Origin of the sequence: Candidatus Anaeroferrophillus wilburensis, from assembly GCA_016934315.1 — a bacterium.
In the GTDB taxonomy this organism is placed as follows: Bacteria; Desulfobacterota; Anaeroferrophillalia; order Anaeroferrophillales; family Anaeroferrophillaceae; genus Anaeroferrophillus; species Anaeroferrophillus wilburensis.
Map to the genome: position 1 here is coordinate 1 of JAFGSY010000024.1, position 12,952 is coordinate 12,952.

Genomic DNA, 12,952 nt, shown 5'->3' on the forward strand with positions numbered 1-12,952 from the left:
CCCCCCCCCTTTTTAATATGGATGGATAAAAGCTTGCACTATATACCAATCAGCACAAACCCCTGTCAAGCAAAAACTCAGCTGGCATGGGCTTTATCTGGCTGTTTGCGGCTTTTTTTCCTTTTTTCAAAAACCAGGATGGGAGAACCGCCACCTTCGATAACATCCTCTTCAATAACACACTTACTCGCGTCCATATCAGGCAGGTCATACATGATATCGGTCATCACATTTTCAATGATTGAACGCAAGCCCCGGGCTCCGGTTTTCTGTTCAGTTGCCTTGTGGGCAATGCACCGCAAGGCATCATCACTGAACTCAAGCTCCACGTTATCCATGGCAAAAATCTTTTTATACTGTTTGGCAAGGGCGTTTTTCGGCTCGGTCAAAATCTTTACCAATGCCTCTTCATCCAATTCTCCCAAAGCAGAAATCACCGGCAAGCGACCGATAAACTCCGGTATAAGGCCATATTTCAGTAAATCCTCGGGTGTCACCTGGGTAAAAAGCTCCTCGGTGCTTAAATCATTCTTGCCCTTGATGGCCGAATTGAACCCCAGGACATTGCCCCGCAGACGCCGCTGGACAATCTCTTCCAGACCGTTGAAGGCCCCGCCACAGATAAAAAGGATGTCACGGGTATCCAGTTTGATGAACTCCTGCTGAGGATGCTTCCGCCCCCCCTTGGGAGGAACATTGGCAATCGTCCCCTCAAGAATCTTCAGCAAAGCCTGCTGAACCCCCTCGCCAGAAACATCGCGGGTAATGGAAGGACTGTCACCCTTGCGGGTAATCTTGTCTATCTCATCTATGTAGACGATGCCGCGGGAAGCCAACTCAACATCATAATCAGCCGCCTGCAACAGGGCTACGAGGATATTTTCCACATCCTCGCCCACATAGCCGGCTTCCGTAAGGTTGGTGGCATCGGCAATCGTGAAGGGAACCTGCAGAATACGGGCCAGGGTCTGGGCCAAAAGGGTTTTCCCGCAGCCGGTGGGTCCGATAAGGACAATATTGCTTTTCTGCAGTTCCACATCCTGATCGCCGGCATACTCTTGGGAAGCGATACGCTTATAGTGGTTGTAAACGGCGACCGCCAGCTTCTTTTTGGCCTTCTCCTGGCCGATGACATACTCATCGAGACTGTCATTGATCTCTTTAGGGGTGGGAATATTTTCCCGAAAGCGGCTCAGAGATTCCTTTTCCAGCTCACCGGAAATAATATTATTACAGAGTTCAATACACTCGTTGCAGATAAAAACAGACGGACCGGCAATCAGTTTCTTAACGCTATTCTGGTCTTTGCCGCAAAAGGAACATCTGAGCAAACCGTTTTCTTTATCTCGCTTCATTATTTCAGCACCTTCTCCTGAACCGTACGATGCTCTATAACTTCGTCAATTACGCCGTAATCTTTAGCCTGTTCTGCTGACATGAAATAATCCCGGTCAGTATCACTCTGGATATGCCGCATGGATTTTTTGGTATGATGATGGAGAATCTGGTTCAGGGCTTTTTTCAACCGCAAAATCTCTTTGGCATGGATCTCCACGTCAGATGCCTGACCGGAAACCCCGCCCATGACCTGATGCAGCATAATCGTTGAATGGGGCAGGGCGTACCGCTTCCCCGGGCTGCCGGCAGCCAACAGCAGGGCACCCATACTGGCCGCCTGGCCGACACAGATCGTCGTCACATCAGGCTTAACGAACTGCATGGTATCATAGATCGCCAGGCCGGCCGACACTACCCCACCGGGAGAATTAATGTAAATATTAATATCCTTGTCAGGATCATCAGCCTCCAGGAAGAGAAGCTGGGCGATAATCCCGTTGGCAACCTGATCATCGATGGGCGTACCAAGGAAAATGATCCGGTCCCTGAGGAGCCGCGAATAGATATCATAGGCCCGTTCACCTTTCGGGCTCTGTTCGACAACAATAGGCACATAACTCATGACTCTTCCTTGACCTCTTCCGGATTCTTGTAGATCCCGTTGTCCAGCAGGCGGGCAATCAATTTATCCATCGCCACCTGGGTTCTCAGGTTTTCTTCCAGCTCAGCCTCACGCCCTTTATAGTGCTCACTCAAGGACCGGGGATCCCGTCCTGACTGGTAGATTAAATTATGCAACTGCTTGCTGATCTCCTCCTGGGTGGCGGTAATCTCCTCTAGTTCTGCCAACCGCTCCAAAATCAAGGTATTCTTTACCGTTTCAACGGCATCCTCTTTGACCTTGTCCTGATTAGCATCAACCATCTGTTCAACCATCCCCTGTTCCAACCCCTGGGCCAGATAGCGGGACTTCATGGCCTGCAGCATTGCCTGCTGCTCGTTTTCAACCAAACACTCAGGAATCTCAAAATCAACCATAGCCCGCAACTTGGTCAGCATGGCATCAACCGTTTTCCGCTTGGCCATCTCTTCTTTTCTGGATCGTGCCCCTTCAGCGATTTTCCCCCGCAGTTCGGCCACCGTGGTAATTTCCCCGGCAGAAACATCGGCAGCGAAATCATCGGTAATCTCCGGCAGGGTTTTCTCCTTGATCTCTTTGACGGTAACGGTAAAAACTGCCGGTTTGCCGGCCAGTTCGGCTTTGGGATAATCTTCAGGAAAGGTTACCTCAATATCCCGCGTCTCATCCAGCGGCAGTCCCGGCAGCTGATTTTCAAGATCAGGGATGAAGGTACCGGAACCCAGTTCCACCGTGTAACCGGAAGCGGAACCACCGGGAAACGCTTCCCCATCTATCTTGCCGCTGAAATCAATCACCAGCGTATCCCCTTCACGGGAAGGACGATCTTCAACCGGCACATATTCGGCGTACGCCTGACGCAGGCTTTCCATCCCCTCATCAATCTCCTGGTCAGTAACCTCAGCTGGATAGCGCTCCAGTTCCAGACCAAGATAGCCATCAATCTCAAATTCTGGCTTTACTTCAACGGTTGCCTCGTACGAAAGATAATCATTGTTCTCACCAAAAGAAAGGTTTTCCACTTGTGGAAATGCCAGGGGAACAATATTTTTTTCATTCAGGGCTTCAAGATAGGAGCTCTGGACCAGGGCTTCCATAACCTCAACCCTCATCTGCTCATCATACAGCGATTTCACCATGCTGACCGGCACTTTTCCGGGCCGGAAACCCTTGACCCTGGCCTTTTTGCGGTATTTCTTCAGGGCCTTTTCCATCTCACCATGGATTCGCTCCTGATCAACGGCAACCGCAATCTTTTTCTTCACCCCACTCAGGTCAGTAACCGTAATTTCCATCTGACAAACCTCAACAGCAATATATTAACAGTTAGCCGAGTCCAACCCCGACATCATCCTTCCAAACCGGTAGCAGCAACATACGAAAACCAACGCACCGCCAAGCTCCATGCAACCACCTGCTGACATACTTTGATGGAAAAACGGTAAAAAGCATGTGAAGCGGTTCAGGTGCCGGTAACGGCCTGGTAGGTCAATGGTGCGAGAGGGGGGACTTGAACCCCCACGGTAAAACCGCTAGATCCTAAGTCTAGTGCGTCTGCCAATTCCGCCACTCTCGCAAGGAGACAAAAAAAGCCACAGGAAGGCTGCTGCAATGGGATAAGGCAACAAGCCAGCCTTTCCTCCCTCCTGTGACCAATGCAATGCAGATGGTGAGCCGTGAAGGAATCGAACCTTCAACCTACTGATTAAGAGTCAGTTGCTCTGCCAATTGAGCTAACGGCCCCCACAGATACAGGCATTCCGCCGCCAAGCTGCGGAATGTAGTCGTATAATGAAAAACCGCTATTTTGTCAAATCTTTTTTCTTCCTTCTTGTCCCGAATGACCATGCATGCTATGGGAAATGGAAACATTTCACCTCCACTAGTGTAGGTTAGGCATGGATCATCAACCCCGTTCATATCCCCCCATAACCGCTGAACGGCAGGTCAGCCCGTCAGCGGCATTCTCACCTCTGGTTATTGACTATTTTCAGCATCCTCGAAATCTGGGACAGATGGACAAGGCCGATGGCCACGCCGGCGGTCGCGGGCCGTGTGGTGATGCCATGTGGATGTGGCTGAAAATATCCAGGCGGGACACCACCGAGATTATCACCAAGGCAACGTTTGTCAGCGACATCTGCATCGGGGCCCTCTCCTGCGGCAGCCGGCTGACGGAGATGGTGATCGGCATGGATGTCCAGCAGGCAATGCAGATCACCCCGGCAGCGCTGCTCGCCGCCCTGGATGGTCTGCCCGAACAAGAGCAGCACTGCGCCGCCCTGGCCGTTAAAACCCTGAAAGAAACCATCCGCAACTACCACGAAAACCGGGCAGCCGGCTGGAAGCAGCTCTATCGGCGGTAGCCGGGATGGTTGTCAGGCCGGTTATCGTTTCCAGAAGGTTGGCGTCAGCAGCACCAGGACGGTATAGATCTCCAGCCGACCCACCAGCATGGCAAGACTCAGAACCCATTTGACATAGTCGGGATAATGGGCGTAGTTGCCCGTTGGCCCCACCCGGCCGAAACCGGGACCAATATTGCCCACCGTTGCCAGGGAAGCAGACAGGGACGTGACAATGTCGGCCCCGGAGGTGGCAACCACAAAGGTCACCAGGAGAATAATGAAGATATAGAGGAAGAAAAAGCCGGAAATCGCATACGCAATGTTTTTGCGCACCGGATTGCCACTGAGCTTCAAGGTAAAAATGCCTTTCGGATGAACGAGATACTTCATCTCGTTCATCCCCTGTTTGAGCAAGGTAACGATCCTGATCACCTTGATCCCGCCACCGGTGGAACCGGAGCACCCACCCACAAACATCAGCACGAAAAGAACCAGCTGGGCCATCGTCGGCCACTGTTCATAGTTGGCAGTCGCATAGCCGGTGGTGGTCAGGATGGAGGCAGATTGAAAGGCAGCATAGCGGAAGCTGGTAAAAAGATCATCATAGACCCGATGGTTGAGATTGAGGGTCATGATCAGAACTGAACCGGCAAAAATCACCAGGTAAGCCTTGAGTTCCGTATCGCCGAAGACTTTTTTCGCCCGGCCGGTAAGCAGCTTGAAGTGCAGGGTAAAATTCATCCCGGCCACCAGCATAAAAAGGGTAATCACCAAATCCAGATAGGCTGAGCCATAATGGCCGACGCTGCCATTTTTCGGCGAAAAACCGCCAGTGGCAACCGTGCCAAAGGTGTGGGTCAGAGCATCAAAAAAACTCATGCCGCCGGCCATGAGCAAGATGGTTTCCACAATGGTGATCCCCAGATAGATATACCAGAGATATTTTGCCGTTTCCGTTATCCGGGGGGTGATCTTGTCAACGGTGGGACCGGGGGCCTCCGCTTTCACCAGCTGCAACCCACCGACTCCCAGCAATGGCAGAATCGCAACCGTCAGCACCACAATCCCCATCCCACCAAGCTAATGGGTCAAAGATCGCCAGTACAACATGGATTTGGGCAGTGATTCAATCTCGGTCAGAATGGAAGCTCCGGTGGTGGTAAATCCGGACATGGTTTCAAAAAAGGCATCGGGATAGTGGGCAATAGTGCCGCTGAGATAAAAGGGCAACGCCCCCACCAGAGAAGCCATCAGCCAACCAAGGACGACAAAGAGCAAACCATCCCTGATCGACAAGGACTCTTTTGCCTTGCCTTTCACCAGCGACAGAAGCGTTCCACAGACCGTAAGCACCACTAGCACCGGCAGCAGAAAACCTACCATTGCCTGCCGCTCGCCGTACCACCAAGCCACCAGCGCTGAGGAAAACATGAAAAAGGAGGTTATTACCAGAAGGATGGCAATAATTTTAGCAACTGTGCGCCCATGCATGATTAATGACTGAAAACTTCCTCTAAATGCCCAACCTGTTCGGTTTTGGCAAAGGTAATGACGTTGTCGCCGCCTTCGATGATAAAATCACCATTGGGCACATAGTTCTTGTTCTGCCGGTTGACCGCCACCACGAGAGCACCGAAAGGAAGCTGCAGATCTTTTACCGCCTTACCCACCATGGCGCTGGTCACGGGAACGACAAACTCTATGGCTTCCGCCTTGCCGTCAAAAATAGTGTGAACACTCTTGATGTGTCCCCGGCGAATCACCTTCAAGATGGCACTTACCGAACTGGTTTTCGGGCTGACCGTCGCATCGATTCCCAGGTTGGCAGCGATATTGACATAATTGGTTTTATTGACCAGAGGAATAACCCGCTTAATGCCCAGCTGTTTGGCATAGATAGATGTCAGCATATTCAGGGCCTCATCATTGGTGGTAGCAATCAATAAATCAGCGGTGTGGAGCTGCTCCTCCTCAAAAATTTTCTCCTCCGATATATCTTCATTGATAACCAGGGCTTCGGGGAACTGGGCCGCCAGCCGCTTACACTTCTCATAATCCTTATCAACCATCTTGACCTTGCGGCCGCTGCGCAGCAGCTGCTCGCAGACATAGCGGCCTATTTTACTGCCACCCACAATCACAATATTCCTCAATGCCCGTTTCGGCCGGCCACTGATAGCCAGAATCCGCTCCAGATTTGCCCGGCTGGAAACCAGGTAGACATGGTCACCTTCCATAATAACCGTACCGCCATGGGGGATGACAATCTCATCACCACGGGAGACGCCGGCAACAATAAAACTATAGGGCAGATCCCGGCGGATGTCCTTGAGCGTTTTGCCCTTAAAGAAAGAACGTTCATCAACATAGATGTTACGAAGCTGGATATCCGTCTCCTCAAACACGAGGATATCACTGGTTGCCCCATGTTCGATGGTATTCATGATTGCCCGGGCGGCTTCAATCTCCGGATTGACGATATAGTCAATCCCCCGAAGACCATGTTTGAATGCAGCAGCTTTTTTATAAGCGACATTCCGTACCCGGGCAATTTTCACCGGTGTATCGAATTCACTGGCCACCACCAGGCAGGAGACCATGTTCACCTCGTCAAGATCGGTAACCGCAATAAAGATATCGGCTCCGGACATTCCGGCATCAACAAGCACTTCGACGCTGCTGGCCTCTCCATGAACAACCAGGCAGTCAAGGTGCTCGGTGACAAATTTTGCCCGCTCACGATCTTTCTCAATCAGAATTACATCCTGGTTACCGGTAATCAGCTGTTCAGCGATATGAAACCCTACCTCCCCTGAACCGGCAATAACAATTTTCATGCATCCTCCTGGCAACAGAACACCATGCAAATTTTTCCCCAAACCGGCCAATCAGCATCATCGAAACAGACGGACAGAAACGTAACGACTGTCGGTCGAAAAGATAAATCGGGAAACGGCCGTTTCCCGATGAACTTCTCCTACCAAACCCACCCCTGATTGTCAACTGCGGCAGCAAGTAGAGTCGTAGAAAAAACCTGGTTTTACTTGACATCCGCCCCTGAACATGGTCATCTTTAACCAATCTCCCGGCTGGAACCTCACTTACCTCTGATCTTCGTCTACAATCAGAAAACTTCTCGCCGGACAGAGGGTTCATTACCGTTACTCCGGAAGGCGATTCTCTGTTCGTCTGTGGATGTTCGGGACGCTGCAGCCATCCAACGGCTAACGTTTTTGGTCGGCGCAAACTATCATGGGCAGAGCAGGAGCATAAATAGGATGATCATCGGCATCGCCAAGGAGATCAAGGCACAGGAATACCGGGTGGCCATGACCCCGTCCGGCGTCAGTGAACTGGTTCGGGGCAGTCATCTGGTTCTCATCGAAAAGGGCGCGGGAGAGGGCTCGGGGTTTACTGACCATGCCTATGAACAGGCTGGGGCATCACTTGTTGATCGCCAGACCCTCTTTTCCCGTGCCGCCCTCATTGTCAAGGTTAAGGAACCCCTGCCGGAGGAGTACGATCTTTTTCAACCCCGCCAGGCACTCTATACCTACCTTCACCTGGCTGCCAATCCACCGCTCCTTGAGATGCTTATCAAAAAAGAGCTGGCCGCTTTTGGTTACGAAACCCTGCAGGTCAACGGGGCGCTTCCTTTGCTGGCCCCCATGAGCGAAATAGCCGGCCGCATGGCCCCCATCATCGGCACCTATTATCTCCAGAAATCATTGGGAGGAACAGGTGTTCTCACCACCGGGGCCGCAACGGTCAAAACAGGCAAAGCGGTGATCCTGGGAGCCGGTACCGTAGGCAGCAATGCCGCTCGCATCTGCGTCGGTCTCGGCATGGAAACTGTGGTTATGAACCGCAGCCTTGCCCCACTGCAACAGCTGGACAGACTCTACCAGGGGCGGCTGCAAACCCTGCCACTCCAGCAAGATCTGATCGCTGAAGAAATTGCTGAAGCCGACCTGCTCATCGGAGCCGTGCTGGTTCCCGGTGGCCGCACGCCAATCATTATTTCCCATGAGCTGTTGAAAATCATGAAGCTGGGAGCCGTCATCATCGATGTTTCCGTCGATCAGGGCGGCTGTGTCGCCACCAGCCGGCCGACCACCCATGACAACCCGGTCTACACGATCAAAGGCATTATCCACTATGCGGTGGCCAACATGCCCGGCGCCTACCCGCGAACTGCGACCCTGGCACTGACCAATGCCACCCTGCCTTCAATAAAACTTCTGGCTGACAGGGGCATTGAGGCAGCAAGCCGGGAGGACAGCCCCCTTTACAGTGCCCTCCAGGTGGCCGAAGGAGCTATTGTTCATCCGGCCCTTGCCCGGGATGCGGGAATACTTTAAGGTGGACCAAGAGCCGGTTTTTTTGAGAAAATACCGACTCGTGACGAGAGAGATGAAGCACACATCAACAACTGCAATGAGGAAAGGGAAAACTGATGGCCAACCAGAACAAGGAGATCCTGACAGCGTTGAAAAGCGCCATGGAAGCAGAGATGATCGGCAATCAATTCTATCGGAATGCCGCCCAGAGTACCAGTGATGAGCAGGGAAAGGCGGTTTTTCTCCAGATGGCTGACGAAGAGTTGCGTCATTTCAATTATCTCCGCCACCAGTATAAAGCAATCATCGATACCGGCACGTACGATTTTTCAACCAAACTGGCAAAAGAGGCCCCGGCCGGCAAGGACAACCCCATTTTCAGCTCGGCAATGCGGCAACGGATCAAGGACTGTCACTTTGAGATCAGCGCCCTGACCATCGCCATGAAGCTGGAGCTGGATGCCGTCGCCTTTTATCGCCAATGTGCGCAAAAAGCTGGTTCGCAAGAGGCAAAGGAATTCTATCTGGGCCTGGCCGATTGGGAGAAGGAACATCTCCAAGCCCTGGAACAGGAGCTGGAAATGCTCAAGGAAGACTACTGGCAGGCTAACCACTTTACCCCCATGTAGCGGCACAACGATCATCGCCGGGGAGCAGGATGGTGACAGGTCTTGCAGAGGACAGGGAAAAAACCCACCGGAAAGATAGTAGCCTGCTGCCCGACCTGTTGCCGGCCGCCCGGGGTCATTCATATTGGCGAACAGCGGTTTGCGGACAGGGGTTACGGCTTTTCCTGCCGTTCGACCAACCATGAAGAGGCGTCATCGGCTGCCGACATCTGGAGATGGTAATACCCCAGAACCTGGTCAACGGCCTGGTCCCAGGGAATGGCCCGCAGACGAAGGGAAATTTTCCCGGTGATATCAGGGGAAAGAATGAATCTCTCTCCCGTCTGCCGGCTTATTTCGGCAAAAAAGTCAGCAATATCACGCTGAAACAGATGAACGGAGACGGATTTCCCCTGATAGGTCTTGGCGGCAGACGGCTCTGGCTCCGGAACGCTCACCGGCACAACGGCCGCCTCGTCAAGGTTCTCGGGAGGAAGAGGAAGCCCATTATCGGCAGCTTCCTGCTGCTCGCCGAGCGGTCCCTGAATAACCACTTTCAAGCTGTCTTCATCCCTGAAAAGGTGATGCTCCCCCACTGATTCCGGCGGCAGATCAAAGACAAAACGAACTGCTGAACCACGTCGGGCAGCCCGGATCCGGAGCAGCTCAGGACGACCTATCTCCTTCAGCAACGGGGATACCGGCAACGTCATCTGCTCGAGATCAACCACCAGCCGGGGGGGGGCATCCAGGGAAAAAATCCGATGCTCTCCCAGGAGGCCGTCGGCCTGGATGACAATTTCACTCCGGTTGTCGATGGCCGTATAGGTATAGTAGACTGCGGACAACCCGGAATCAGATCCGGTCGCCAGCAAACTACCTTGACCATCACCATCCGCCCCCCAGGAGAAACCATGGGCGGCGGCAAGCAGGCACACGACCATCAGCAACACTCCTGACAGCTTTGTTCGACCCCGGGGCATCTTCTCCTCCTTCATCCATCAAGGGTCCGACGCACAGCCAGACCAATTTTTTCCAACAGGTAGGGCTTCTTGACATAAGCCCCGGCACCCAGGCGCTGCGCTTCATGGACCCGTCCTGACTCGGAATAGCCACTGGCGATAATAGTTTTCTGTCCGGGGTTGCAGGCAGTAATCTGTTTATAGGTTTCCAAGCCATCGATCCCGGTCATAATCATATCAAGAACCACCAGGTCAACCTTATTATTCTGCAGATAGGCGACCGCCGCCTCGCCGCTGGCCGCCACCATCACGTCGTAGCCCAGGCTACCGAGCATTTCCGCCGCTATCTGCCGTTGCTCTTCCTGATCGTCTACCACCAGGATAGTTTCACCCCGGCCGGCATATTCCTCAGGGGAAAGCAGCCCGGGAGCCTTGGCAAGCTGACGCCTGCTGGCAGGAAAAAACAGGGAAAAGGTCGTCCCCTGACCTTCAGAGCTTTGCACATCTATGGAACCATGATGATCATGAACCGTATTCCAGATAATTGCCATCCCCAGACCGGTACCGCTGCGACCCATGATTTTCTTGCTATAAAACGGTTCAAAAATTTTTTCAACCTCTGTCGGTGCAATCCCCACCCCGTCATCCGCAACCTGAACGACGACATGGTCACCCTCGCTGAGGCCATCATAACCGTTCATCCCGCCATCAAGATAACGGTTGGCGGTTTCAATTCTGATCACCCCCCCCTCCGGCATCGACTCGGCTGCATTGCCAATCAGGTTCATCATTGTTTTGAGCAGATGAACCGGGGAACCGACAATATTCAGCAGATCAGGAGCCAGACAGGTGGTAATGCTGACCGTCGGATGCAGTGACAGCAGCTTTTCACCTTCAGGGCTTTTCAGATAATCCCTGATGATCCGGTTCAGGTTGACCACCTCATCGACAGTGACGCCCCGGCGAGCCAGCGTCAATAAATCACTGACAATGGCGGCTGCCTTCTCCCCCGATTTCTGAATCGTCACCAGGGCTTTCCTCAGTGGGTCATCGTGGGAAACCCGTTGCAGCAGCAGTTCAGGATAACTCACCAGGCCGGCCAGCACGTTGTTGAGATCATGGGCCACGCCGGCAGCCAGCAGGCCGATGCCCTCCATTTTCTGCGCCCGTTGCAATTTGGCCTCCAGTTCTTTCTGGCTGCTGATATCGCGCAAATTGATAACACTGCCCAAAGGCATCCCCTGGAGATCGTGATAGATAGCAGCACTGATGGTTACCGGAATACGCAGGCCATCTTTTGTGTACCGACTTGTCTCGATGCCCGAGAAGCTCTCGCCCACCTTCACCTTGTCAATCATCATCCTGGTTAGAGGCCAGGTATCTTCCGGAACAAAATGATCCAGCCGCCGACCGGCACACTCCGCCATCGTCCAGCCGAACACCTCGGTAAAGGCGGGATTGAAATAGACCACCAGACCTTCCCGATCATAGACCACCACCGGGTCAGGATTTGACTCAAGAACAGCCCGGTATTTCTCCTCACTTTCACGGAGGGCCCGGGATTTCTGCCTGGCAACCGTGATATCGCGCCCGATGCTCACCAGGCCCTTGGGCGAACCGTCATGATGAACAATGGGTACCTTGACAATATCAAAAACCGTTTTTTCACCCTCAGCATCAGGGATAACCTCCTGCAGGCGAACACTTCCCCCATACATCCAGGCCTGCTGATCAGTTTTTTTACACAGGGTGGTGAAGAGACTGCTTAGCTGCGGGTAGAGACGCACCAGTTCATCGTCTGTTTTACCCCGATAATCGATCCCTTCAAGCTGGAAAAGGCGTTCATAGGCGGTATTGGCAATCAAGCGCCGGCCAGCTGCATCTTTCAAGCAGATGATATCAGGGATGGCATCAATGAGAATTCTCAGCCATTCTTCACTCTCCTTCAGGGATGCCTGGCTCTGGAGACGTTCAAAGTTTTCTCCGGCCAGCACCTCCCTGGTGATCAGCAGCTCGATATCCTTCTCCTCAACTATTTTTTCCAGCTGGCTTTGAGCCGATGCGAGTTTTTTTTCGGTATCCTTTCAGCCAGTAACATCATGCCCGATACAGAATATTTCCGTCAGTGTGCCAGCGGCGTCATAAAGACCCTTGTTCGTCCAGGAGACCCACACCCTTTGACCATTTTTACAGATGTTTTCATGTTCGTTAACATGATAGTGCTCGGGCCGGCAAAAAAGATTATTGATCATTAGCCGCAAGTCATTGCCGGCTTCATCGACATCTGGAACAATGGTGCCCACCACATGCTTACCCCGCAGTTCATCGGCAGGAAAACCAAAAAAGGACTCGGCAAAAGGATTGAGGTACAGAATCCTTCCCTGAGCATCCAAGCGCAGGATGATACTGTTCACCTGTTCAACCAGCAAGCGGTACTGCTGTTGACTGTGTTGCAATTCCTGCTCAAAGGCCAGGAAATCATGATCACTATTCACGGCCGAATTCCTTTTCACCGGGCAGCAACCCACCTGTTTCTTGCTGTTTCCCCCCGCATGACGATCACAGCGAGCAATCAACCTTGCCAGATCAACAGCTGTGGAAAATTCATCCAAGTTAATGCGCAGATATTAATTACTTGACAGTCAAAAGTTCTTTTTACAACGTACGTTAAACTAGCCAGTCAAGTTTTGGTAAACGCATAAAATAAAACATAAAA

At 52.4% G+C, this 12,952-nt stretch carries 10 protein-coding genes, 2 tRNA genes and 1 pseudogene; 3 read left to right on the plus strand and 10 right to left on the minus strand.

The window, feature by feature from the left end; all coding sequences use genetic code 11:
* Positions 1-77: 77 nt before the first annotated feature.
* The 5 genes from clpX to JXO50_05800 form a co-directional block, all read right to left on the minus strand.
* Complete coding sequence (gene clpX, locus JXO50_05780) at positions 78-1,358, minus strand: ATP-dependent Clp protease ATP-binding subunit ClpX (GenBank protein MBN2332600.1); 1,281 nt, start codon at positions 1,356-1,358, stop codon at positions 78-80.
* Positions 1,355-1,960: an ATP-dependent Clp endopeptidase proteolytic subunit ClpP gene (gene clpP, locus JXO50_05785; GenBank protein ID MBN2332601.1), complete on the minus strand. Its 606-nt coding sequence runs from the start codon at positions 1,958-1,960 to the stop codon at positions 1,355-1,357. Before clpP ends, clpX begins: the two co-directional genes overlap by 4 nt.
* A complete protein-coding gene (gene tig, locus JXO50_05790; protein MBN2332602.1) occupies positions 1,957-3,273 on the minus strand; it encodes a trigger factor in 1,317 nt (438 codons plus the stop codon). Before tig ends, clpP begins: the two co-directional genes overlap by 4 nt.
* Positions 3,274-3,470: 197 nt before the next feature.
* Positions 3,471-3,554: transfer RNA gene (locus tag JXO50_05795), tRNA-Leu, on the minus strand.
* 91 nt (positions 3,555-3,645) lie between these two features.
* A tRNA-Lys gene (locus JXO50_05800) sits at positions 3,646-3,721 on the minus strand.
* A 155-nt stretch (positions 3,722-3,876) separates the two neighbouring features.
* Here JXO50_05800 and JXO50_05805 point away from each other — a divergent pair.
* Positions 3,877-4,344 (plus strand): iron-sulfur cluster assembly scaffold protein, encoded by a 468-nt coding sequence (locus JXO50_05805; GenBank protein MBN2332603.1) that lies wholly within the window; start codon positions 3,877-3,879, stop codon positions 4,342-4,344.
* Positions 4,345-4,365: 21 nt separating this feature from the next.
* On the opposite strand, the pseudogene JXO50_05810 reads toward JXO50_05805, so the two are convergent.
* A pseudogene (locus tag JXO50_05810) lies at positions 4,366-5,817 on the minus strand (TrkH family potassium uptake protein).
* Between the two features lie 2 nt (positions 5,818-5,819).
* Positions 5,820-7,163 (minus strand): Trk system potassium transporter TrkA, encoded by a 1,344-nt coding sequence (gene trkA, locus JXO50_05815; protein ID MBN2332604.1) that lies wholly within the window; start codon positions 7,161-7,163, stop codon positions 5,820-5,822.
* 441 nt (positions 7,164-7,604) lie between these two features.
* On the opposite strand from trkA, the gene ald reads away from it, so the two are divergent.
* Entirely contained in the window at positions 7,605-8,687 is a 1,083-nt protein-coding gene (gene ald / locus JXO50_05820; GenBank protein ID MBN2332605.1) for an alanine dehydrogenase, read from the plus strand.
* A gap of 95 nt (positions 8,688-8,782) precedes the next feature.
* A complete protein-coding gene (locus JXO50_05825; GenBank protein ID MBN2332606.1) occupies positions 8,783-9,295 on the plus strand; it encodes a ferritin family protein in 513 nt (170 codons plus the stop codon).
* 152 nt (positions 9,296-9,447) lie between these two features.
* On the opposite strand, the gene JXO50_05830 is transcribed toward JXO50_05825, so the two are convergent.
* The 3 genes from JXO50_05830 to JXO50_05840 form a co-directional block, all read right to left on the minus strand.
* A complete protein-coding gene (locus tag JXO50_05830; GenBank protein MBN2332607.1) occupies positions 9,448-10,257 on the minus strand; it encodes an AMIN domain-containing protein in 810 nt (269 codons plus the stop codon).
* 11 nt (positions 10,258-10,268) lie between these two features.
* Positions 10,269-12,230, minus strand: coding sequence for a PAS domain S-box protein (locus tag JXO50_05835; protein ID MBN2332608.1), 1,962 nt, complete (start codon positions 12,228-12,230; stop codon positions 10,269-10,271).
* Positions 12,231-12,320: 90 nt separating this feature from the next.
* Positions 12,321-12,731 carry a PAS domain S-box protein gene (locus JXO50_05840; protein MBN2332609.1) on the minus strand — a complete coding sequence of 137 codons (411 nt, stop codon included), beginning with the start codon at positions 12,729-12,731 and terminating at the stop codon, positions 12,321-12,323.
* Between the last annotated feature and the right edge of the window lie 221 nt (positions 12,732-12,952).

What these genes read in the sequence shown, in the direction of transcription:
- clpP (MBN2332601.1), bottom strand. Translation starts at nt 1,960, where the DNA reads ATGAGTTATGTGCCTATTGTTGTCGAACAGAGCCCGAAAGGTGAACGG.
- tig (MBN2332602.1), bottom strand. Translation starts at nt 3,273, where the DNA reads ATGGAAATTACGGTTACTGACCTGAGTGGGGTGAAGAAAAAGATTGCG.
- JXO50_05805 (MBN2332603.1), top strand. Translation starts at nt 3,877, where the DNA reads ATGGATCATCAACCCCGTTCATATCCCCCCATAACCGCTGAACGGCAG.
- trkA (MBN2332604.1), bottom strand. Translation starts at nt 7,163, where the DNA reads ATGAAAATTGTTATTGCCGGTTCAGGGGAGGTAGGGTTTCATATCGCT.
- ald (MBN2332605.1), top strand. Translation starts at nt 7,605, where the DNA reads ATGATCATCGGCATCGCCAAGGAGATCAAGGCACAGGAATACCGGGTG.
- JXO50_05825 (MBN2332606.1), top strand. Translation starts at nt 8,783, where the DNA reads ATGGCCAACCAGAACAAGGAGATCCTGACAGCGTTGAAAAGCGCCATG.
- JXO50_05830 (MBN2332607.1), bottom strand. Translation starts at nt 10,257, where the DNA reads ATGCCCCGGGGTCGAACAAAGCTGTCAGGAGTGTTGCTGATGGTCGTG.